This is a genomic window from Serratia sp. CY81684, assembly GCF_052166595.1.
GTDB classification, from domain to species: domain Bacteria; phylum Pseudomonadota; class Gammaproteobacteria; order Enterobacterales; family Enterobacteriaceae; genus Serratia; species Serratia nematodiphila.
Map to the genome: position 1 here is coordinate 1 of NZ_JBJNOO010000005.1, position 22,306 is coordinate 22,306.

The 22,306-nt window shown below is 56.8% G+C and carries 23 protein-coding genes, 1 pseudogene and 1 other annotated feature; of the genes and pseudogenes, 10 read left to right on the plus strand and 14 right to left on the minus strand.

Annotation, left to right across the window (positions count from 1 at the left end; genetic code table 11):
- Positions 1-461 precede the first annotated feature (461 nt).
- The 3 genes from clpB to rluD all read right to left on the minus strand — a co-directional run bounded on the left by clpB (position 462) and on the right by rluD (position 4,874).
- Positions 462-3,035 carry an ATP-dependent chaperone ClpB gene (gene clpB / locus ACJ8QF_RS18025; protein WP_004932446.1) on the minus strand — a complete coding sequence of 858 codons (2,574 nt, stop codon included), beginning with the start codon at positions 3,033-3,035 and terminating at the stop codon, positions 462-464.
- 130 nt (positions 3,036-3,165) lie between these two features.
- Positions 3,166-3,897: a purine nucleoside phosphorylase YfiH gene (gene yfiH, locus ACJ8QF_RS18030; protein WP_442537740.1), complete on the minus strand. Its 732-nt coding sequence runs from the start codon at positions 3,895-3,897 to the stop codon at positions 3,166-3,168.
- Positions 3,897-4,874 carry a 23S rRNA pseudouridine(1911/1915/1917) synthase RluD gene (rluD, locus tag ACJ8QF_RS18035; RefSeq protein WP_004932452.1) on the minus strand — a complete coding sequence of 326 codons (978 nt, stop codon included), beginning with the start codon at positions 4,872-4,874 and terminating at the stop codon, positions 3,897-3,899. The genes yfiH and rluD overlap by 1 nt, the downstream gene beginning before the upstream one ends.
- A 131-nt stretch (positions 4,875-5,005) precedes the next feature.
- Here rluD and bamD point away from each other — a divergent pair, with 131 nt between their 5' ends.
- The 4 genes from bamD to pheA all read left to right on the plus strand — a co-directional run bounded on the left by bamD (position 5,006) and on the right by pheA (position 7,840).
- On the plus strand, positions 5,006-5,737 hold the full coding sequence (gene bamD / locus ACJ8QF_RS18040) for an outer membrane protein assembly factor BamD (RefSeq protein WP_004932456.1): 732 nt from the start codon (positions 5,006-5,008) through the stop codon (positions 5,735-5,737).
- A gap of 312 nt (positions 5,738-6,049) precedes the next feature.
- Positions 6,050-6,391 carry a ribosome-associated translation inhibitor RaiA gene (gene raiA, locus ACJ8QF_RS18045; protein ID WP_004932457.1) on the plus strand — a complete coding sequence of 114 codons (342 nt, stop codon included), beginning with the start codon at positions 6,050-6,052 and terminating at the stop codon, positions 6,389-6,391.
- A gap of 122 nt (positions 6,392-6,513) precedes the next feature.
- Positions 6,514-6,640 (plus strand) — a sequence feature (Phe leader region).
- Positions 6,515-6,562: a hypothetical protein gene (locus ACJ8QF_RS18050; protein WP_101428074.1), complete on the plus strand. Its 48-nt coding sequence runs from the start codon at positions 6,515-6,517 to the stop codon at positions 6,560-6,562. Its footprint overlaps the feature before it by 48 nt.
- 42 nt (positions 6,641-6,682) lie before the next feature.
- Complete coding sequence (gene pheA, locus ACJ8QF_RS18055; protein ID WP_049187931.1) at positions 6,683-7,840, plus strand: bifunctional chorismate mutase/prephenate dehydratase; 1,158 nt, start codon at positions 6,683-6,685, stop codon at positions 7,838-7,840.
- A gap of 67 nt (positions 7,841-7,907) precedes the next feature.
- On the opposite strand, the gene tyrA is transcribed toward pheA, so the two are convergent.
- Together tyrA and ACJ8QF_RS18065 are read right to left on the minus strand one after the other, a co-directional pair.
- Entirely contained in the window at positions 7,908-9,029 is a 1,122-nt protein-coding gene (gene tyrA / locus ACJ8QF_RS18060; protein WP_004932463.1) for a bifunctional chorismate mutase/prephenate dehydrogenase, read from the minus strand.
- Between the two features lie 3 nt (positions 9,030-9,032).
- A complete protein-coding gene (locus ACJ8QF_RS18065) occupies positions 9,033-10,109 on the minus strand; it encodes a 3-deoxy-7-phosphoheptulonate synthase (RefSeq protein WP_131165245.1) in 1,077 nt (358 codons plus the stop codon).
- 495 nt (positions 10,110-10,604) lie between these two features.
- On the opposite strand from ACJ8QF_RS18065, the gene ACJ8QF_RS18070 reads away from it, so the two are divergent.
- The 4 genes and pseudogenes from ACJ8QF_RS18070 (at position 10,605) to ACJ8QF_RS18085 (ending at position 12,615) form a co-directional block, all read left to right on the plus strand.
- Positions 10,605-11,369, plus strand: a complete 765-nt coding sequence (locus tag ACJ8QF_RS18070; RefSeq protein WP_004932469.1) for a DUF481 domain-containing protein — start codon at positions 10,605-10,607, stop codon at positions 11,367-11,369.
- Positions 11,370-11,614: 245 nt separating this feature from the next.
- Positions 11,615-11,836 carry a phage holin family protein gene (locus ACJ8QF_RS18075; RefSeq protein WP_265261585.1) on the plus strand — a complete coding sequence of 74 codons (222 nt, stop codon included), beginning with the start codon at positions 11,615-11,617 and terminating at the stop codon, positions 11,834-11,836.
- Positions 11,820-12,321 (plus strand): annotated as a pseudogene (locus ACJ8QF_RS18080) (lysozyme). Before ACJ8QF_RS18075 ends, ACJ8QF_RS18080 begins: the two are co-directional and overlap by 17 nt.
- Positions 12,322-12,387: 66 nt before the next feature.
- Positions 12,388-12,615, plus strand: coding sequence for an ogr/Delta-like zinc finger family protein (locus ACJ8QF_RS18085; protein WP_016929021.1), 228 nt, complete (start codon positions 12,388-12,390; stop codon positions 12,613-12,615).
- 143 nt (positions 12,616-12,758) lie between these two features.
- Here ACJ8QF_RS18085 and rplS read toward each other — a convergent pair whose 3' ends face one another.
- The 5 genes from rplS to ffh form a co-directional block, all read right to left on the minus strand.
- The gene (gene rplS / locus ACJ8QF_RS18090) at positions 12,759-13,115 is read right to left on the minus strand and encodes a 50S ribosomal protein L19 (protein WP_004932484.1); all 357 of its coding nucleotides are present in this window, start codon (positions 13,113-13,115) and stop codon (positions 12,759-12,761) included.
- Positions 13,116-13,163: 48 nt separating this feature from the next.
- Positions 13,164-13,931 carry a tRNA (guanosine(37)-N1)-methyltransferase TrmD gene (gene trmD, locus ACJ8QF_RS18095; RefSeq protein ID WP_004932485.1) on the minus strand — a complete coding sequence of 256 codons (768 nt, stop codon included), beginning with the start codon at positions 13,929-13,931 and terminating at the stop codon, positions 13,164-13,166.
- Between the two features lie 52 nt (positions 13,932-13,983).
- Entirely contained in the window at positions 13,984-14,532 is a 549-nt protein-coding gene (rimM, locus tag ACJ8QF_RS18100) for a ribosome maturation factor RimM (protein ID WP_004932489.1), read from the minus strand.
- A gap of 18 nt (positions 14,533-14,550) precedes the next feature.
- The gene (gene rpsP / locus ACJ8QF_RS18105) at positions 14,551-14,799 is read right to left on the minus strand and encodes a 30S ribosomal protein S16 (protein ID WP_004932501.1); all 249 of its coding nucleotides are present in this window, start codon (positions 14,797-14,799) and stop codon (positions 14,551-14,553) included.
- 214 nt (positions 14,800-15,013) lie between these two features.
- Positions 15,014-16,375 (minus strand): signal recognition particle protein, encoded by a 1,362-nt coding sequence (gene ffh / locus ACJ8QF_RS18110; protein WP_004932504.1) that lies wholly within the window; start codon positions 16,373-16,375, stop codon positions 15,014-15,016.
- A 169-nt stretch (positions 16,376-16,544) separates the two neighbouring features.
- Between ffh and ACJ8QF_RS18115 the strand changes: the two genes are divergently transcribed.
- Both ACJ8QF_RS18115 and ACJ8QF_RS18120 read left to right on the plus strand, forming a co-directional pair.
- Positions 16,545-17,336 carry a cytochrome C assembly family protein gene (locus tag ACJ8QF_RS18115; protein ID WP_004932506.1) on the plus strand — a complete coding sequence of 264 codons (792 nt, stop codon included), beginning with the start codon at positions 16,545-16,547 and terminating at the stop codon, positions 17,334-17,336.
- Between the two features lie 42 nt (positions 17,337-17,378).
- Positions 17,379-18,668 (plus strand): HlyC/CorC family transporter, encoded by a 1,290-nt coding sequence (locus ACJ8QF_RS18120; RefSeq protein WP_015376704.1) that lies wholly within the window; start codon positions 17,379-17,381, stop codon positions 18,666-18,668.
- 65 nt (positions 18,669-18,733) lie between these two features.
- Here ACJ8QF_RS18120 and luxS read toward each other — a convergent pair whose 3' ends face one another.
- The 4 genes from luxS to yqaB all read right to left on the minus strand — a co-directional run bounded on the left by luxS (position 18,734) and on the right by yqaB (position 22,052).
- Positions 18,734-19,249, minus strand: a complete 516-nt coding sequence (gene luxS, locus ACJ8QF_RS18125; RefSeq protein WP_004932513.1) for an S-ribosylhomocysteine lyase — start codon at positions 19,247-19,249, stop codon at positions 18,734-18,736.
- Between the two features lie 166 nt (positions 19,250-19,415).
- Positions 19,416-20,978 (minus strand): glutamate--cysteine ligase, encoded by a 1,563-nt coding sequence (gene gshA / locus ACJ8QF_RS18130; protein ID WP_015376703.1) that lies wholly within the window; start codon positions 20,976-20,978, stop codon positions 19,416-19,418.
- A gap of 82 nt (positions 20,979-21,060) precedes the next feature.
- Entirely contained in the window at positions 21,061-21,489 is a 429-nt protein-coding gene (locus ACJ8QF_RS18135; protein WP_004932520.1) for a YqaA family protein, read from the minus strand.
- Positions 21,486-22,052: a fructose-1-phosphate/6-phosphogluconate phosphatase gene (gene yqaB / locus ACJ8QF_RS18140; RefSeq protein WP_004932523.1), complete on the minus strand. Its 567-nt coding sequence runs from the start codon at positions 22,050-22,052 to the stop codon at positions 21,486-21,488. The genes ACJ8QF_RS18135 and yqaB overlap by 4 nt, the downstream gene beginning before the upstream one ends.
- Positions 22,053-22,306: the final 254 nt, after the last annotated feature.

A 22,306-nucleotide genomic window follows, 5' to 3' on the forward strand; every position in this document is an offset into this window, starting at 1 on the left:
TGAATTTTACTTCAGTTAGTCACTCTTCAAGACTTGATATTTTTTTGCATCCGAAGATGCTGGATATCGTCTTGTGGAGTGCCCACACAGATTGTCTGATAAATTGTTAAAGAGCAGTGCCGAGAAACTCATCGGCGCGGGCTGCGTATACTACGCTTTTCGCCCGGAGAGTCAAGCGTTTATTTCGCTTTCTTCTCGCTGACCCGGCGGCTTGTCAGTCGTTGTTCCCGGTCAGTGGAGGCGCATTATAGGGAGTTCTCGGCAGGCCGCAACCCCTAATTGCAAAAAACCCTTCAAGCGTTCAAATAATCACCAAAAATGCCTTTTTAGGATGTTTATTAGTCAAAAAACACCGGTTTTAGCGCAGTAATAGCGGCAAACCCTGCAAACAGGAGCAAACGAAGATAAAGAAAAGGGAGCGGTCACCCGCTCCCTTTCATCTTTAATAGGCTTAATTGCCGTTATTGGCGTGCAACGATATGGTCGTTTTCCACATCCAGCGTCACCAGCTTGCCGGGGATCAGCTTGCCGGACAGGATTTGCTGCGCCAACGGGTTCTCGATCTCCTGCTGAATAGCGCGTTTCAACGGACGCGCACCATACACAGGGTCGTAACCGGTTTTGCTCAACAACGCCAGAGCAGGCTCGGTCATGGTTACTTCGTAACCGCGCTCTTCCAAACGCTTGTACAGACGCGACAGCTGAATCTTGGCGATCGCAGCAATGTGTTTCTCGCCCAGCGGATGGAACACCACCACTTCATCGATACGGTTGATGAATTCCGGACGGAAGTGGTGACTCACCATCTCCATCACCGACTCTTTCATCTGCGCGTAGTTCATCTGACCGAAATGCTCCTGGATCAGATCCGAACCCAGGTTGGACGTCATGATCACCACGGTATTGCGGAAATCGACGGTACGGCCCTGGCCATCGGTCAGGCGGCCGTCATCCAACACCTGCAGCAGGATGTTAAACACGTCTGGGTGCGCTTTCTCGACTTCATCCAGCAGGATCACCGAATAAGGCCGGCGACGCACGGCTTCCGTCAGGTAGCCGCCCTCTTCATAACCGACATAGCCCGGAGGCGCGCCGACCAGACGAGAGACGGAGTGTTTCTCCATAAACTCGGACATATCGATACGCACCATGGCGTCGTCGCTGTCGAACAGGAACGAAGCCAGCGCCTTGCAAAGCTCGGTTTTCCCCACCCCGGTCGGGCCAAGGAACAGGAACGAACCGATCGGCCGGTTAGGATCGGACAACCCGGCGCGGCTGCGGCGGATAGCATTAGAGACCGCGCTGACCGCTTCGTCCTGGCCGATCACCCGCGAATGCAGCTCTTGCTCCAGGCGCAGCAGCTTGTCGCGCTCGCCTTCCAGCATTCTGGCCACCGGGATCCCGGTCGCGCGCGCCAGCACTTCGGCAATCTCCGCATCGGTTACCCGGTTGCGCAACAGCTTCATGCTCTTGCCTTCGGCCTGCGTGGCAGCGGCGAGCTGTTTCTCCAGCTCAGGGATCTTGCCGTATTGCAGTTCCGACATCCGCCCCAAATCGCCGACGCGGCGCGCCTGCTCCAGGGTGATTTTGGCCTGCTCAAGTTCCGCCTTGATGTTCTGAGTACCGGAGAGTGACGCTTTTTCCGCTTTCCACTCTTCTTCCAGCTCCGAATATTCGCGTTCTTTCTGCCCCAGCTCATCGCTGAGCATTTCCAGGCGTTTCTTACTGGCGTCGTCCGACTCTTTATTCAGCGCCTGCTGTTCCAGCTTCAACTGAATGATGCGGCGCTCAAGCCTGTCGAGCGATTCAGGCTTGGAGTCCATCTGCATGCGAATGCTGGACGCCGCTTCGTCGATAAGGTCAATAGCCTTGTCCGGCAATTGACGATCGGCGATATAACGGTGCGAAAGCGTTGCCGCCGCCACGATGGCCGGATCGGTGATCTGCACGTGGTGGTGCAGTTCGTAACGCTCTTTCAGGCCGCGCAGAATAGCGATAGTGTCTTCCACACTCGGCTCCGCCACATACACTTTCTGGAAACGACGTTCGAGGGCCGCATCCTTCTCTATATATTGACGATACTCATCCAGCGTGGTGGCACCGACGCAGTGCAGCTCGCCGCGCGCCAGCGCCGGCTTGAGCATGTTGCCCGCATCCATTGCGCCATCCGCCTTACCGGCGCCGACCATGGTGTGCAGTTCGTCGATAAACAGGATAACGCTGCCTTCCTGCTTGGCCAGATCGTTAAGCACGCCTTTCAGACGCTCTTCAAACTCGCCGCGATATTTGGCGCCGGCGATCAAAGCGCCCATATCGAGGGACAATACGCGCTTGTGCTTCAACCCTTCCGGCACTTCGCCGTTGATGATGCGCTGCGCCAGGCCTTCGACGATGGCGGTTTTACCCACGCCAGGTTCGCCGATAAGTACCGGGTTGTTTTTGGTGCGGCGTTGCAGCACCTGAATGGTGCGGCGGATCTCTTCGTCACGGCCAATCACCGGGTCAAGTTTGCCCTGCTCGGCACGTTCGGTCAGATCGATGGTGTATTTCTTCAATGCTTGCCGTTGGTCTTCGGCGCCTTGATCTTCCACGCTGTCACCGCCTCTCATTTGTTCAATGGCTTTGCTGATTTTGTCGGCCGTTGCGCCGGCCGCTTTCAACAAGTCGGTCAACGAGCCGCGGTCTTCCAGCACCGCAAGCACAAACAGCTCGGAAGAAATGAATTTGTCCGCGCGCTTCTGCGCCAGCTTGTCGCACAGGTTCAGGACGCGCACCAGCTCGTGGGACGGTTGAACGTCGCCACCGGTGCCTTCTACCTGCGGTAAACGGGACAGCGCCTGTTCGATTTCGGTGCGCACGCGCCCGGCATCGATACCTGCGGAAGTTAATAGTGGACGAACCGTGCCCCCTTCTTGATTGAGCAGGGCGCTCATCAGATGTAGCGGTTCAATAAACTGGTTGTCGTGCCCAAGGGCTAGTGACTGGGCATCGGCGAGGGCAAGCTGGAATTTGTTGGTAAGACGATCCAGACGCATAACACCTCCAAGATGGGTCGAAATTGCTACTGGAGATTAAATGAGGTCATCCCTCAAATTTTCAAGGTTATCTCGACGCTAAATTTTCGGTACAACGCCATGCGTCGTTGGATCGTCCTAATTCAATAGGTTATATCAGCCAGATTAAACTTGCCATACGTCCGGTTATTCCATCGCGCCGATAGGAGAAAAAATGACTCGTTTCGTTAACCGTACAGCGGTCGCCGCCATAGATGGCCTGCACGCCCGCTCGCAACAAACGTTGGCGAGCCAGCAAATAGATATTAGCCAAAAATTTATCGCCGTGCGGCGTAAACGCCGCCGCGGCTTCGGCGTCTTCCGCCATGAAAGCGGCGTGCACTTCCGGCCCGACCTCAAACTGCTGTGGGCCGATCGCCGGCCCCAACCAGGCGCTGATCTGACCCGGCGCGGCGCTGAACGCCGCCACGGTTTGCTCCAGCACGCCGTGGCATAACCCGCGCCAGCCGGCGTGGGCGGCAGCCACTTCGTCACCGTGCTGCGAGTAGAATAGCACCGGCAGACAATCCGCCGTCATCACGGCGCACACCTGCCCCGGCACGTTGCTGTACACCGCATCCGCCCGCAGATCGGCGGGCGCTTTCCCCGTCAACGTCACCACGCGAGTGCCGTGCACCTGCTCGAGCCACACCGGCATCTGCGGCAAACCGGCGGCGGTAACCAAACGTTCCCGATTGCGTGTCACCGCTTGCGCCTCATCACCGACGTGGGTGCCGAGGTTCAGCGAGTCATAAGGCGGCAGGCTAACGCCGCCGCCACGCGTGGTGCTGCAGGCCTTAACCCCGGTAGGCAACGGCCAGTCAGGCAGAATGAGCGAGCTCATTACCAGTCCATCTGATCTTTGAATTCTTCGGTGTCCGCCTTCAGCGCGTTGATCAGATCGACCATGTCCTGCGGCAGCGGCGCATGCCACTCCATCTGGATGCCGCTGATCGGATGATACAAACGCAGCATGGTGGCGTGCAGCGCCTGGCGGTCAAAGCCGCGCAGCGTGTTGATGAAGGCTTCCGAAGCGCCCTTTGGTGGACGCGGACGGCCGCCGTACAGCGGATCGCCCACCAGCGGATGGCTGATGTAAGCCATGTGTACACGGATCTGGTGAGTACGGCCGGTTTCCAGGCGCAGGCGCAGGCGGGTGTGCGCGCGGAAGTGTTCCATGATGCGGTAGTGCGTTACCGCCGGTTTACCCATCGGGTGCACCGCCATATGGGTACGCTTGGTGGAATGACGCGCGATAGGCTCTTCTACCGTGCCGCCAGCGGTCATGGTGCCGATCGCCACCGCTTCATATTCACGGGTGATCTCACGCGCCTGCAGCGCTTCCACCAGCCGGGTTTGCGCCGGCACGGTTTTCGCCACCACCATCAGGCCGGTGGTGTCTTTGTCCAGACGGTGCACGATGCCGGCACGCGGCACGTCGGCAATTTCCGGGTAGTGATGCAGCAGCGCATTGAGCACCGTGCCGTCCGGGTTACCGGCGCCAGGGTGCACCACCAAATCGCGCGGTTTGTTGATCACCAGGATGTCGCTGTCTTCATAGACGATATCCAGCGCGATGTCCTGTGGCTCCCAACGCGCCTCTTCTTCAATCTGTGCATCGATGGCGACGGTCTCTCCGCCCAGCACCTTCTCTTTCGGTTTGTTTGACGTTTTGCCATTGACCTTCACCCGATCGCCCAGGATCCACTCTTTTATGCGAGATCGTGAATAATCAGGGAACAATTCGGCCAAAGCCTGATCTAAACGTTGTCCGAGTTGAGATTCGGCCACCGTTGCGGTGAGTTGTACTTGTTGTGCCATATGCAGCTTCTTCGTTAACGTTGGGTTTTCACGGCGATGCCGTTTAATATAATGTGCTATTGTACCTGGTCTTTGTCGGGAGCTTAACGGACAGTCTCCCGGAATAACACCCTGAGGATAATCAAAACGTCATGACGCGTATGAAATATCTGGTGGCGGCAGCCACGTTGAGCCTGGCGCTGGCAGGTTGCTCCACATCCAAGGATGCGGTTCCCGACAACCCACCTTCGGAAATCTATGCTACCGCGCAGCAAAAACTGCAGGACGGTAACTTCAAGGGCGCGATTACGCAACTCGAAGCGTTAGATAACCGCTATCCTTTCGGGCCGTATTCCCAGCAGGTCCAGCTGGATTTGATTTACGCCTACTATAAGGCCGCCGACTTGCCGATGGCTCAGGCATCCATCGATCGCTTCATGCGTCTGAACCCGACGCACCCGAACATCGATTACGTGATGTACATGCGCGGCCTGACCGACATGGCGCTCGATGACAGCGCGCTGCAGGGCTTCTTCGGGGTTGACCGTTCGGACCGCGATCCTCAGCACGCTCGCGCTGCGTTCCGCGACTTCAGCCAGTTGATTCAGCAATACCCGAACAGCCAATACGCGACCGACGCCAACAAGCGTTTGGTGTATCTGAAAGACCGTTTGGCCAAGTATGAGCTTTCGGTGGCGGAATACTACACTAAACGCGGTGCTTACGTCGCGGTCGTTAATCGCGCCGAGCAGATGTTGCGTGAATTCCCGGATACCAAAGCGACGCACGACGTGTTGCCGCTGATGGAAAATGCCTACAAGCAGCTGCAGCTGAACGGCCAGGCTGACAAAGTGGCCAAAGTGATCGCCGCCAACCCGCAATAAACGCGCGTCGGCAACGGCAGAAAAACCAAACGGCAGCCGAGGCTGCCGTTTTCATTGGCGTCGACCTGGTTTTTACTGGAAAAATACACAAGTAAAAACACGGTGTTAGCTAGTACTCCTCACCGGTCAACTCATCGATAATGCGCCATCCGGCGGCAACTCTCAAGCATTAGATAGCCAATTCAAATGCTGAATCACAGATTGAACTAACTTTGCAAAAAGTGACAAAAAATCGTGATTTACATCACGCATTTAAACAAAAAGCGGGGTATGCTGGATTCACCAAGACGGAAAGACAGAGAGGTAAGTTATATGACATTGAACATTACCAGCAAACAAATGGATATCACTCCCGCAATCCGCAATCACGTCGAAGACCGTCTCACCAAACTGGAAAAATGGCAGACCCAGCTGATTAACCCGCATATCGTCTTATCCAAAGAACCGCAGGGGTTTGTCGCCGATGCTACCATTACCACGCCTAACGGCCCGCTGGTCGCCAGCGCCAAACATGATGACATGTATACCGCCGTTAATGAGCTTATCGCCAAGCTGGAGCGCCAGTTGAACAAGGTGCAGCACAAAGGCGAAGCGCGCCGCTGCAACGCCAGCGTGAAAGACATCGTGCCGGAAGTCACGCAAGAGCAGGAATAACCGTCCGACAGCGATTGCCGCATCAAACGCGCCCGAGGGCGCGTTTTTTGTCGGGTATTTTTGTTGACGGGCTAAAGGCCAGCGGTTACTTTAAAACCTGTTCACATCAACCTTAGGTAGACCATGCCACGCACACCGTTTTTCTTCGCATTCTTTTTTACCTTCCCCTGACTGGGAGGCGTTTCGTCGTGTGAGAAAGAATGCGAAGACGAACAACAAGGCCTCCTGGAGACAGGGGGCTTTTTTTATGGCTGTTTTACAACGAATAAGAACAGAAGGCGGAAGCTGATTATGACTGACAACCCGTTATTGGTGCTGCGCGAGCGCATCAGCGCACTGGACTTGAAACTGCTGGCTCTGCTGGCGGAACGCCGTGAACTGGCGATCGAAGTCGGCAAGACCAAGCTGCACTCTCACCGCCCGATCCGCGATAAAGAGCGCGAACGCGATCTGCTGGATGCGCTGATCGCCGCCGCCAAACCTTACGATCTGGACGGTTTTTACGTCACCCGCCTGTTCCAACTGATTATCGAAGATTCCGTCCTGACCCAACAGGCGCTGCTGCAGCACCAGCTCAACCCCGTCAGCCAGCATTCCGCCCGCATCGCCTTCCTCGGCCCGAAAGGCTCTTATTCGCATCTGGCGGCACGCCAATACGCCGCCCGTCATTTTGATCAGCTGATCGAATGCGGCTGCCAGAAGTTTCAGGATATCTTCGCCCAGGTGGAAACCGGCCAGGCGGACTACGCAATTTTGCCGATCGAGAATACCAGTTCCGGTTCGATTAACGAGGTGTACGATCTGCTGCAACACACCAGCCTGTCGATCGTCGGCGAACTAACCAACCCGATCGATCATTGCGTTCTGGTGGCCGGCGACAGCGATCTGGGCCAGATTGAAACCGTCTACAGCCACCCGCAGCCGTTCCAGCAGTGCAGCCAGTTCCTAAACCGCTTCCCGCACTGGAAAATCGAGTACACCGAAAGCACCGCCGCGGCGATGGAGAAAGTCGCCAAGCTGAATTCGCCGAAGGTGGCAGCGCTGGGCAGTGAGGCCGGCGGCGCGTTGTACGGGCTGCAGGTGCTGGAACACAACCTCGCCAACCAGCAGCAGAACATCACTCGCTTCATCGTCCTGGCGCGCAAAGCGATCGACGTATCTGAACAGGTGCCAGCCAAAACCACGCTGATCATGGCGACCGGCCAGCAATCCGGCGCGTTGGTCGAAGCACTGCTGGTTCTGCGCGACAACGGCATCATCATGACCAAACTGGAATCACGCCCGATCAACGGCAATCCGTGGGAAGAGATGTTTTATATCGATGTGCAGGCCAACCTGCGTGCCGACGCGATGCAAAAAGCGCTGCGCGATCTGGCGCCGATCACCCGCTCACTGAAGGTGTTGGGTTGTTACCCGAGCGACACCGTGGTGCCGGTCAACCCATCCTGAAACCATAAAAAAAGGTTCGGCCAAGCCGAACCTTTTACGTTTACCGCCCGCGTTTACCGCCCGCGTTTTACTGTCGGCTGTCGTTAGCCTGTCGCAACAGCGTGCGGCTCTCCACCAGGAAGCGTTGGGCGTAATCGCCGAACCAGTGCTCCACCTTGCGGAAACTGTCGATAAACGCCTGTTTGTCGCCATGCTCCAACAGCGTTATCGCCTCGCCGAAGCGCTGGTAGTAACGTTTAATCAGCGCCACGTTTTCCTCCGACGACATGATGATATCGGCATAAAGCTGTGGATCCTGCGCGAACAGGCGGCCAACCATCGCCAGCTCCAGCCGGTAGATCGGCGAGGAGAGCGCCAGCAACTGCTCCAGTTGCACGTTCTCTTCCGCCAGATGCAACCCGTAGGCGAAGGTGGCGAAGTGCCGCAGCGCCTGAATAAACGCCATGTTCTGATCGTGTTCGACTGCGCTGATGCGATGCAGCCGCGCGCCCCACACCTGCAGCTGTTCAAGCAACCATTGGTAAGCCTCCGGCTGGCGGCCGTCGCAGTAAACCACCACCTGCTTCGCCACGCTGCCCACGTCCGGGCCGAACATCGGGTGCAGCCCTACCACTGGGCCGCTGTGCGCCGCCAACATCGCATGCAGCGGGCGGTTCTTCACCGACGCCAAATCCACCAGAATACAGTCGGCAGGTAGCGTCGGCAGGCGGCTTATCACCTGCTCGGTCACGTGGATCGGCACGCTGACGATCACCATGCCGGCGTCTGCCAGCAGCTGTTCCGCCTGCGGCCAATCTTCCTGATCCAGTACCCTGACCTGATAACCCGACAGCGTCAGCAAGCGGTTGAACAGCCGTCCCATCTGGCCGTTGCCGCCGATGATGACGATCGGCCGCAGCTGCGGACACAAAGTTTTAAAACCTTTATCGTTCTCGCTGACGTACGATTCGCGCATCACGCGGCGCAAAACGTCCTCGATCAAATCCGGCGGCACCCCGAGGTTTTCCGCCTCCTGGCGGCGCGAGGCAAGCATCGCGGCTTCGCGCTCCGGTACGTAAACCGGCAGGCCATGACGGCTTTTGACTTCGCCCACCTCCGCTACCAGATGCAGGCGTTTCGCCAGCAGACCCAGCAGCGCTTTATCCACCTCATCGATTTGATCGCGCAGCGCGGTCAGTTCTGCCACCATAACTTACTTTTCTCCCGTGCGGGCCGCCAGCGCAGCGCCGAGTTCCTGATGCATATGGCGCAGCAGGGTTTCCGTGCTCTCCCAGTTGATGCAGGCGTCGGTGACGGACACACCGTAACGCATGTCTGCACGCGGCTGTTCGGAAGACTGGTTGCCCTCATGCAGATGGCTCTCCAGCATAATGCCGGTGATTGAGCGGTTGCCCGCTTTGATCTGCTCTACCACGGACTCGGCCACCGCCGGCTGACGGCGATAGTCTTTATTCGAGTTGCCATGGCTGCAATCTATCATCAAGGACGGGTGGAGTCCCGCCTCAAGCATCTGTTTTTCACAGGCCGCAACGTGCTCGGCACTGTAGTTCGGAGTTTTGCCGCCGCGCAGGATCACGTGCCCATCCGGGTTGCCCTGCGTCTGCAGCAGGCAAACCTGGCCGGCCTGGTTAATGCCGACGAAGCGATGCGGCATGGCAGCGGCGCGCATGGCGTTGATGGCAGTGCCCAGACTGCCATCGGTGCCGTTTTTGAACCCGACCGGCATCGACAGGCCGGAGGCCATTTCTCGGTGGGTCTGAGATTCGGTGGTACGCGCGCCGATCGCCGACCAGCTGAACAAATCGCCCAGGTACTGCGGGCTGTTCGGATCCAACGCTTCGGTAGCCAACGGCAAGCCCATGCCCACCAGATCCAGCAACAGGCGACGCGCGATATGCAAGCCTGCCTCAACGTCAAACGAACCGTCCATGTACGGATCGTTGATCAAACCTTTCCAGCCGACAGTGGTTCTGGGTTTTTCAAAGTAGACGCGCATAACGATATACAGCTGATCGCTCAAGTCAGCCGCCAGGGTTTTCAAACGACGGGCATAGTCCAGCGCCGCGTCCGGATCGTGGATCGAACAAGGCCCGCATACCACCAACAGGCGATGATCGTGCCCCTGCAAAATGTTGGCGATAGTGTTGCGCGCAGTGGCGATCTCATTTTCGTCGTCGGCGCTGAGCGGGAACTGGTTCTTCAGCTCCTCCGGCGTGATGAGAACCTGTTCTGCACTGATGTGTACGTTATTGAGCGCGTCTTTTTGCATGATGCTATTCCTGTCGTTTGGCGTTATGCGTTGAAATGGAACATTGAGCGTTTCAGGGCTCTACCCTATCACGATATGTAAAGTTTTCAATCCATTTTCCGTAAATAAAAGATTACCGTCATTATCTTGATTAAATCACCTTTGAAAAAGGGTTACTGAAATTGGTTTAAATACAACAAATACAACCAATTAAACAAATAAAAAACCCATCACCATGCTATAACCCCTCATGCCTAACAAAGCCAATGAATGTAAACATATTTGTACATTAAATTTTACAGCGAGGATGCACGGCCCATCTCGGCACCGACGCCTGTGCGAAGCAGGATCAGCACGAAATGCCGCCAAAAGCGATGATTTTAAGTAGAAGAAAAGCGAATAAATGAGGGATAAAAATTAAAAACTTAAGCTAATGGCGGCTATTTTTGTCGCCGAAATGAACCGATATAATGTGACCGTCATCAACAATAACTCCCCTTAACAACTGGATCCAAAATGCTCTCTTCTCGCGCTCGTCGCGCTTTTCCGCTGTATATTTGCTGCTTAACGACTTTCACCAGTGTTTCAGCCCTTGCCGACAATACGCTTTTCACCGCGATGGACGATCCGGCCACCGCCAAGAAACCGTTCGAAGGCAACGTGCAGGCGGGCTATAACGCCCAGTCAGGTAACTCGCAGAGCTCCACCCTGTTGGCCAACACCAACATGACCTGGTTCAACAGTGACGCGGCGTACAGCCTGTGGGGGGCGGCCAACAACACCACTTCCTCCAACGTGCGCTCGTCCGAAAAATACCAGGCCGGTGGCCGTACGCGCTATAACCTGACCGATCGCAACTACCTGTTCGGTCAGGCCAGCTGGCTGAGTGACCGTTTCAACGGTTACGACTCACGCTCCACGCTGACCGGCGGCTACGGCCGTCAACTCCTTAACGGGCCACTCAGTGACCTGCGGGTGGAATTCGGTCCCGGCGTGCGCCATGACGAATACCATGGCGGCGGCCGCTCGACCAAGGGGCTGGCCTATGGCGCGGCTAACTATTCCTATCAGTTGACCGACAACACCAAGTTCATTCAGGGCGTTTCCGCGCTGGCGAACGAAGAAACCACGCTGAACTCGGAAAGCGCGTTGAACGTGGCGATCAACGATCGCTTCTCATTGCGCGTGGCTTACACCGTGACCTACAACAGCAAACCGCCGGCCTCGGCGCCGAAGAACACAGATACCACCACCTCGGTCACGCTGGTCTACGGCCTGTAATCTCCCCCATTATTTCTCGAAGCCCATCATCGATGGGCTTTTTTTATGCCGCCCCCCCCCCTCTTTTGCACAATCTGCTAAAAATATTCACCTCACCCATTGACGACTTTAGCAAATAGCTTAATACTGTATGTATATACAGTAATTATCATACAGGCCAGGAGCATGATGGATATCGATAGCGAGCTGTCTCGCATTGATGCCTCCGGCTCCCGAGATTCTGTAAACGAAGCGAGCATAAGGCTATGGAGAAAATAACCTCATTCATCACCTACGCCATGGCGCTGTTTCTCGCCTGGCTCGGCAAGCTGTCTTCGCAGGACATTGCCTTTTTAGTCGGTGCGGCGGTAGGCATCGGCACGTTTCTGGTGAACTGGTACTACCGACGTAAAAGCCTGCAGATCTTGAAGGCCATTGAGCGCAATGCGACATCGCGGAGGAAAATTTACGATGAGTGCAACCGTTAAGCGCTGCAGCGTCGCCGCCGTTTTGGCCATCGCCGTGCTGTTGCCGTCATTTGGCGAGCTGCAAACTTCAGAAGCCGGCCTCAGGCTGATCGCCGATCTCGAAGGTTGCCGCCTGTCGCCTTACCAGTGCAGCGCCGGGGTGTGGACGCAGGGCATTGGGCACACCGCTGGCGTCATTCCTGGTAAAGCGATCGATGAACACAAAGCCGCGATGGATTTGGTCGACGATGTTCGCCGCACCGAGCGCGGCATGGCCGCCTGCCTGCCGGATACGCTCTCGCAACAAACCTATGACCTTCGCTTTCAATGTGGGCGTCAGCGCAGCCTGCCACTCTACGCTGGTCGCGCTGCTGCAACAGCGCCAGTGGCGGCAGGCCTGCGATCAGCTGCCACGCTGGGTTTACGTAAACGGAAAGAAAAACAAAGGGCTGGAACAGCGACGCGCCATGGAACGCGCACTGTGCTTGCAGGGCATTGCCTCATGATGACGAGTTCGCTCGCCAAAGGATGATGCCACACCAATTTCACTTAATTTGTTCAAGGGGGTTCTTATGATGCACTGTCCACTATGCGGTCACGTGGCCCACACTCGCTCCAGCCGTTATCTGAGCGAGTCGACCAAAGAGCGTTACCATCAATGTCGCAACATCAACTGCAGCTGCACGTTCGCCACGCACGAGTCCGTTGCACGGGTGATCGTTAAACCTGGCGATGATATTGTCCCGGCGCAGCCGCACCCGCCGGAGAATCAGCATAAACAAAGCGCCGCCGCGCTGTAGGGTAAAAGGCCTGCTGATGCAGGCTTTTTCATGTCGGTACTACGCAGACGGACTCTCGCAAATACAGCGCGATAGAATTTTCGGATAAAAAAAGGGGTTGGCATAGGCCAACCCCTGATAACTATTAACTTTTGGATGCAGCGTTAGCCAACGCGGTTCAGACGCTCTTTGATACGAGCAGCCTTACCAGTACGCTCACGCAGGTAGTACAGTTTAGCTTTACGAACGGCACCACGACGTTTAACAGTAATGCTGTCGATTACTGGGGAGTGAGTCTGGAATACGCGCTCAACACCTTCGCCGTTGGAAATCTTACGAACAGTGAATGCAGAGTGCAGACCGCGGTTACGGATAGCGATAACCACGCCCTCGAATGCCTGCAGACGTTTTTTGCTACCTTCAACGACCCATACCTTCACTTCCACGGAATCACCCGGACGGAATGCAGGTACGTCTTGTTTCATCTGCTCTTGTTCAAGTTGCTTAATAATGTTGCTCATAATATGTCTCTTACCCTAGGTAAACTGATATATCGGTCCCGTCTGATGTCAGACGTTTCCTTCATAGTCCTGTTGCCTGGCCTGATGTTCCCGTTGGAACTCAGCCAGCAACACCGCTTGCTCGTCAGTCAGAGCTAGGCTTTCTAGAAGTTCAGGTCTTCTAAGCCAGGTTCGGCCCAGCGACTGCTTTAAGCGCCAGCGACGTATCTCGGCATGGTTGCCCGACAGCAGAACCGGCGGTACCTCCATCCCTTCCAACACCTCGGGGCGGGTATAGTGCGGGCAGTCCAGCAATCCGTCGGCGAAGGAGTCTTCCTCCGCTGAGGCCTGATGGCCCAGCACACCCGGTATGAAACGGGCGACTGAATCAATCAGGGTCATCGCCGGCAGTTCCCCGCCGCTGAGAACGTAATCGCCGATTGACCATTCTTCGTCAATTTCGGTTTGGATTACGCGCTCGTCTATCCCTTCGTAACGGCCGCACACCAGAATCATCTTCTGATTGGCCGCCAGTTCGCACACGCCGGTTTGATCCAGCTTGCGCCCCTGAGGTGACAGATAAATCACCTTTGCTCCCTCGCCTGCCGCTGCTTTCGCCGCATGAATGGCTTCCCGTAAAGGTTGCACCATCATCAGCATTCCCGGGCCGCCGCCGTAAGGGCGATCGTCCACGGTGCGATGCCGGTCGTAGGTGAAGTCGCGAGGACTCCAACACTGCACGCTCAGCAGGCCATTTTTTACTGCCCGGCCAGTCACCCCGTAATCGGTGATAGCGCGGAACATCTCAGGAAACAGGCTTACAATACCGATGAACACAAGCCAATCCCCTTACCGTTATTCCACTTGCTTCGACCGTTTGATCCGGGGGTCAAAAACCAGGATCCCAATCTGCCTCAATCACGCGAGCAGTGAGATCGACTTTCTTGATAACCTGCCCATGAAGAAACGGAATCAACCGCTCCTTCATGCCGAACGCATCTTTCAGGTTCGCTTTCACAACCATCACATCGTTCGAGCCGGTTTCCATCATATCGATGACTTTACCCAGCTCGTAGCCAGCGGAGGTGACTACCTGGCAGCCCATCAGGTCTTTCCAGTAGTAATCATCACCCTCCAACGGAGGAAGTTGATCGGAATCCACCATAATCTCGCGATTAGTCAGCAGATTCGCCGCGTCCCGATCGTCAATGCCTTTGACTTTGATGATCAGATCCTGACTGTGGCGCTTCCAGTCTTCCAACTCGATATGCTGCCACTGACCCGCCTGCTGGATAAACCACGGCTGATAGTCAAAAATGCTTTCGGCGTTCTCGGTGGATGAAAACACTCTGAGCCAACCACGAATGCCGTAAGCGGAACCCATTTTACCGAGTACAATCGGCGCGATCGGCGCTACCGGTTTGAGTTGCTTGCTCATTGCCACCACCGCGACAGATTAAGCTGCTTTCTTAGCGTCTTTGATCAGCGCGTGAACGCGATCAGAAACGGTTGCACCCAGACCAACCCAGTGCTCGATGCGGTCCAGGTCCAGACGCAGTGCTTCAGCCTGACCGGAAGCGATCGGGTTGAAGAAGCCTACGCGCTCGATGAAACGACCATCACGAGCGTTGCGGCTGTCGGTCACTACTACTTGATAGAACGGACGCTTTTTAGCGCCGCCACGTGCCAAACGAATTGTTACCATAACATCCTCTTTAGTTAATAAAACAGCCGGGCCCCATTGAGGGACGGGGCCCGGTTGCAATATAAAAAGCCCGAAAATTTTACTCATTTTGGCGCAAAAAGCAATCTAAAGCGTCGATCGCAGGGGACAACTTTTGCAGCCTGCCAAATTTCGGACGGTTTTCACCGCGAACGGCGAATGCTGAAAGCGCCCGCACTCAGCGTGCGGAAGCCCGTCAGCGGCCAGGGAAGCCCGGCGGCATCATACCTTTCATGCCGCGCATCATCTTCGCCATACCGCCTTTTTTCATCTTCTTCATCATACGCTGCATTTCGTCGAACTGCTTCAGCAAGCGGTTGACGTCCTGCACCTGCATGCCGGCCCCCATCGCGATGCGACGCTTGCGCGAGCCCTTGATGATTTCCGGTTTGGCGCGCTCTTTCAGCGTCATCGAGTTGATGATCGCCTCCATGCGCACCAGCACTTTGTCGTCCATCTGCGACTTGACGTTGTCCGGCAGTTGGCCGGCGCCCGGCAGCTTACTCAGCATATTGGCCATGCCGCCCATGTTGCGCATCTGCTTGAGCTGCTCCAGGAAGTCGGTCAGATCGAAACCGTCGCCCTTCTTCAGCTTGTTGGCCAGCTTCTCCGCCTGCTCGCGGTCGACCTTGCTTTCGATATCTTCGATCAGCGACAGCACGTCGCCCATGCCCAGGATGCGCGATGCCACGCGATCCGGGTAAAACGGCTCCAGCGCTTCGGTCTTCTCGCCGACGCCGAGGAACTTGATCGGCTTGCCGGTGATATGGCGGATGGACAACGCGGCACCGCCGCGCGCATCGCCGTCGACCTTGGTCAGCACCACGCCGGTCAGCGGCAGCGCTTCGTTAAACGCCTTGGCGGTATTGGCGGCGTCCTGGCCGGTCATGGCGTCGACCACGAACAGGGTTTCCACCGGCTTGATCGCCGCGTGCACCTGTTTGATCTCGTCCATCATCGCTTCGTCAACGTGCAAGCGGCCGGCGGTATCGACAATAAGGACATCGTAGAACTTCAGCTTGGCCTGTTGCAGCGCGCGATTGACGATGTCGATCGGTTTTTCTTTGACGTCAGACGGGAAGAAGTCGATGCCGACGCCTTCCGCCAGCGTTTCCAGCTGTTTGATCGCCGCCGGGCGATAAACGTCCGCGGAAACCACCAACACTTTCTTCTTCTGTTTTTCTTTCAGGAACTTGCCGAGCTTACCGACGCTGGTGGTTTTACCGGCGCCCTGCAGGCCCGCCATCAGCACCACCGCCGGCGGCTGGGCCGCCAGATTCAGCTCGGTGTTGACTTCGCCCATCGCGGCGATCAGCTCGCCCTTGACGATCTTGACGAACTCCTGCCCCGGCGTCAGGCTTTTGTTGACTTCATGGCCAACCGCGCTCTCTTTGACGCGGTTGATGAAGTCGCGCACCACCGGCAGCGCAACGTCCGCTTCCAGCAATGCCATACGCACTTCACGCAGGGTTTCCTTGATATTCTCTTCGGTCAGCCGCCCGCGGCCGCTGATATTGCGCAACGTGCGCGACAATCGATCGGTTAAATTTTCAAACATCGTCTCATGCTCAACGTGTAATGACAGGCCGCTCCGGCGACACAATTGCGCCGATGATAACACGAAGCGCGCAGGATCTCTGCCTCAGCGTTGGAGATCGGTTGGAGTGAAACGCGCGCAACGCTATACTGACACTCCAATTAACCACGCCGAAGCAAAATTAAACGTTATGCCAGTTTTCTCCATTGTGGCTTTGATGGCCTACCTGCTCAGCCTTGGACTGATCATTCCCAGCTTGTTGCGGAAGAACAGCGCATACCGTCGGCTCGCCCTCGTCTCGGCGGTGGTGGCGTTGATTTGCCACGCCATCGCGCTGCAGCAGCGCATCTTTGACGTCAGCGCCGGGCAGAATCTCAGCCTGCTGAACATTGGTTCTATCGTCAGCCTGATCATCTGCTCGGTGATGACCTTCGTCGCCTCGCGCGATCGCGGCTGGTTCCTGCTGCCGATCGTCTACAGCTTCGCGATGATCAACCTGGCCTTCGCCAGCTTCATGCCCGGCGAGTTCATCACTCATCTGGAAGCCAGCCCGGAACTGATGGTGCATATCGGCCTGGCGCTGTTCTCTTACGCCACCCTTATCATCGCCGCGCTCTACGCCTTACAGCTCGCCTGGCTCGACTACCTGTTGAAAAACAAGAAGCTGACCTTCAGCGCCGACATGCCGCCGCTGATGAGCATCGAGCGCAAGATGTTCCATATCACCCAGATCGGCGTGGTGCTGCTGACGCTCACCCTGTGCACCGGCCTGCTGTACATGGATAATCTGTTCAGCAAAGAAAACGTGCATAAAGCCGTGTTGTCGATCATGGCCTGGTTCGTGTATATCGTGTTGCTGTGGGGCCATTACCATGAAGGCTGGCGCGGCCGCCGCGTCGTCTGGTTCAGCTTCGCCGGCGCCTTCCTGCTGACGCTCGCCTACTTCGGCAGCCGTCTGATTCAACAGGTGATGGTGCGCTGAGCCAGCCCGGTTCAACTTTCCCTCTCTATAAGGAATACTGCATTGGAGCATGTGTCGACGGGGACCCTCATCATTATCCTGGTGATCATGATCGTGGTCTCCGCTTACTTCTCCGCCTCCGAAACCGGCATGATGACGCTCAACCGTTATCGCCTGCGCCACCTGTCCAAGCAGGGTAACCGTTCGGCGCGCCGGGTGGAGAAGCTGCTGCAAAAACCGGATCGGCTGATCGGCCTGGTGCTGATCGGCAACAACCTGGTCAACATCCTCGCCTCGGCGCTGGCGACCATCGTCGGCATGCGGCTGTATGGCGATCTCGGCGTGGCGATTGCGACCGGCGTGCTGACCTTCGCCGTGCTGCTGTTCGCTGAGGTGCTGCCGAAAACCTTCGCCGCGCTCTATCCGGAACGCATCGCCTTCCCCAGCAGCGTCCTGCTGGCCCCGTTGCAAAAGGTGATGTTCCCGCTGGTCTGGCTGCTCAACGGCATCACCAGCCTGACCTTGCGCCTGTTCGGTATCCGCACCAACGTGCGCATCAGCGACGCCGTCAGCAAGGATGAGCTGCGCACCATCGTGCGTGAATCCCAGTCGCAGATCTCCCGCCGCAATCAGGACATGCTGATCTCGGTGCTGGACCTGGAAAAGGTGACGGTCAACGACATCATGGTGCCTCGCACCGAGATCGTCGGCATCGACGTCAACGACGACTGGAAGTCGATCATGCGCCAGCTGACCCACTCGCCACACGGTCGCATCGTGCTGTATCGCAGCTCGCTGGACGACGCGATCGGCATGCTGCGCGTGCGCGAAGCCTACCGTCTGATGACCGAGAAAAAAGAGTTTAACAAAGAGAACCTGCTGCGCGCCGCCGATGAGATCTACTTCGTACCGGAAGGCACGCCGCTCAACGTGCAGCTGGTGAAGTTCCAGCGCAACAAGGAGAAGGTCGGCATCGTGGTCGACGAGTACGGCGACATTCAGGGCCTGGTTACGGTGGAAGACATCCTCGAGGAGATCGTCGGCGACTTCACCACCTCGATGTCGCCGACGCTGGCGGAAGAAGTCACGCCGCAGAGCGACGGCTCGGTCTTGATCGACGGCACCGCCAACGTGCGGGAGCTGAACAAGGCCTTTAACTGGACTTTACCCGCCAATGAAGCTCGCACCGTCAACGGCATGCTGCTGGAAGAACTGGAAGAGATCCCCGAAATCGGCACCCGGGTGCGTATCGGCCATTACGATATCGACATTCTCGACGTGCAGGGCAATATGATCAAACAGGTGCGGGTCACGCCGATCACCTCGCTGCAGTCCAGCATCGGCCATCACTAACCCTCCGCCAGAACGTAAAAAAGACGCGAAATCGCGTCTTTTTTGTCTCTGCGGGAAACGTACGGTTAGATATGCAGCTCCTGCAGCTTCTCTTTCGGCAGCGCCAGTTCGTCGTTGTGGTTCACCACCACGCCGTTATCCAGAATGTGCTTGGCGATTTCCTGCGCTTCTTCCAGCGAGTGCATGTGGTAGGTACCACACTGGTACTCGTTCAGCTCAGGGATCTTGCGCTGGTCGGTCACTTTCAGCACGTCGGCCATCGCCGCTTTCCAGGCATCGGCAACGCGCTGCTCTTCCGGCACGCCGATCAGGCTCATGTAGAAACCGGTGCGACAGCCCATTGGGGAGATGTCGATAATCTCCACGCCCTGGCCGTTCAGGTGGTCGCGCATAAAGCCGGCGAACAGGTGTTCCAGCGTGTGAATACCGCGTTCGGGCATCACTTCCAGGTTCGGGCGGCAAAAGCGCAGATCAAATACCGTGATGGTATCGCCATGAGGCGTTTTCATGGTTTTCGCAACGCGGACAGCCGGGGCTGCCATACGGGTATGATCGACGGTAAAGCTATCCAGCAATGGCATTTCGCTACCTCCTCGTAAAAGAGCATTTATTTCGAAACTTTTTTTCCTAACCGGGAAACCTTTTCCAACCCTGCGAGTCTGAGTATGTGAAAGACGCGCATTTGTTATCATCATCCCTGTCATCAGAGATGCATATTTGGCCACATTGATGTGGCCTTTTTCTTTTTCAGCTTCCGCCGTTTTGCTTCAGGAACGCTTCAAAGCTTAGCGTATCATTGGCTTCTATGTCGCGTTGACGCTGCCAAGAGGCTTCCCGCTCTTTATCCAGCTCGGCTTCGTTCAGGATTTCCAACGGTTCTTCCAGCAATGTCTGGCGATACTGCTCCGCCAGCTGCAGACCGACGCGTCCGGTGCCTTCCGCCTTCATCGCCTTCAGAATGCGCGCGGAGAAGGTCAGCTCAGGATCGTCAAACGCGGCGACCAGCTCATCGCACACCTGCTGGTATTGACGGTTGCCGGCTTCGCCGTCCAACACTTCCGCGACCCGACGCAGATCGGCGAACAGCGCCTTGCCCACTTTTTCCAGCGGTTCATGGCTGGCGCCACAGCCGATGCCGATGGTCTGGCCCGGTTTGCGCCCTTCCAGAATCACCCGGTTCCAGTTCTTGCGCGTGCACAGCAGTTCATCGCTGCTCATCTCCGGCGCATCGGCCAGCGCGCACCACACCAGGAACAGATCCAGGAAACGCGCCTGCACCGCATCCACGCCGATCGGCGAGAACGGGTTGATATCCAGCGAACGCACTTCGATGTATTCGATACCGCCGCGCAGCAGCGCGTCTGACGGCGTCTCGCCGCTTTTGGTCACGCGCTTCGGCCGGATCGGCGCATACAGCTCGTTCTCGATTTGCAGCACGTTGCTGTTCAACTGCAGGTAGCGATCACCCTCTTTCACGCCCAGCTTGGCGAACTCTTCGGAAGGCGTAACGATCGCCCGCTTCAAACCGGCCACATAGCTGTGCAGATCGTTGAAGGTGATGCCCAGATTACTTTGCGACTTGTTGGTATAACCCAGGTCGCTCAGACGCAGCGAGGTGGCGTACGGCAGGTAGCACATCCCCTGCTCGGTGCGTTCGAACGGCAGAGTGGTCTCGCGCCCTTTGAGGAACGAAGAACAAATGGCCGGCGATGCGCCGAACAGATACGGGATCACCCAACCGAAACGGTAGTAGTTGCGGATCAGACGGAAATACCCCGCCGAGATCTGCTCTTTACCACTTTCTGCGTCCTGCACACCAGCCCAGGCCTGCCAAAACTCCAGCGGCAGCGAGAAGTTGTAGTGCACGCCGGAAATGGTCTGCATCAGCGCGCCATAGCGATTCTTCAACCCTTCGCGGTACAGCGTCTTCATGCGGCCGATGTTCGAAGAACCGAACTGCGCCAGCTCAATATCCTGCTCGGCTTCGATAAAGCACGGCATGCTGAGCGGCCACATGCGCTCATCGCCAATGTTGCGCGCCACGTAGCGATGAATATCGCGCAGGAACGTCAGCAGGTGATCGATATTGTCATCAACCGGCGTAATGAACTCTAACAGCGCCTCGGCGAAATCCGTGGTGATCCAGTGATGCGTCAATGCCGCCCCCAGCTTTTCCGGATGCCCGGTAGTCGCCAAGGTGCCGTTCGGCGTGACTCGCAGCGTTTCACGCTCGATGCCGCGACGAATGCCTTTTAATGCCTGAGGATGGGCTTCCAACCAAGAAAGCGCCTGTGATACGTCCGGGATCAAATTGACCTCCCGCTTCTAAAAACAATAACTCGTAAGCATACTGAATCCGCACCCGAGAGAATATTGAGTTATATTCACTTGGTTACTGCCACCAGGCGATGCCCTGTACCGTTATCATAGCCAAAACGATGTAACGCAGCGCTTTTCCGATACACAGAAACAGCGCGACAGAGCCCCAGGGCATGCGCAGCCAACCTGCCAACACGCACAACAAATCGCCCACCACCGGCACCCAGCTGAGCAACAGCGCAGCCGGGCCGAAGCGTTGCAGCCACCCGAGCGCAGTTGCCAGCCCCCGCTGTGGTTTCAACGCCGGTAACAGGCGCCCGATAATGACATTGGTCAAGCCGCCCAGCGTGTTGCCCAGGGTCGCGGCCAGCACCAGCAATTCCGGCGAGACGCGACTCTGGGTCAGCAAAGCGACCAGAACGATTTCTGAATTTCCCGGCAGCAGCGTCGCACTGAGGAAGCTGCTGCCAAATAATGATATTACGGCTAGCGTACTACTCACAGCGTGCGAACGTCTACCACGTCCATACCGGCGCTTTTTGCCGCCTGAATGCCGAACTCGGCGTCTTCAAACACCACGCACTTTTCCGGCGGCACGCCGATAAGTTCGGCGCAGCGCAGGAAGGTGTCCGGCTCCGGTTTATGGCGCTGTACGTCGTCCGCACCGACGATCGCGTCGAAGCAGTTGAACAGGCCGAGATGACGCAGCAGCATTTCCGCCATGCGGTGCTCGCTGCCGGTACCGACCGCCATCGGACGGCGACCGTGATAGGATTTTACCACCTCGATCAGCGGCAACGGGCGCACGCTGTCCAACAGCATCGCCTCCACCGCGCGGGTTTTCTCCGCGGCCAAGTGATGGGGATCGAGATCGGCCTGGTGGCTGGCGATAATCGCCTGAGCGATGCGCCAGGTCGGTGAACCGCTCAGCGCCACCATAGCCGCTTCATCAAACGTCATGCCATAACGCGATAGCACTTCACTCCACGCTTTGCGGTGCGTTGGCTCGGTGTCCAGAATCGTGCCGTCCATGTCGAAAATAAGACCCTGATAGCGGTCGTACATCGTTACTCCATGATCGTTGAGGAAAGAAAACTACTTTAGCGTAAAGCCGTTGGGTTGTCGCTGACTGCGTCATAGCGGAATGTGCTGTGAGCGTTCGGGTGCAAAGCAGGAAAGGAGTGAAGAGAGAATGGCTGAATGCTGAAAAGCGAAAAACCCGCCAGGGCGGGTTTCTCTTAGATGGTGCATCCGGGAGGATGATTCGGCGCCAACGCCTCACCCTGCGGGCCGTTGCTAAAGCAACGTTATCCTCCCCA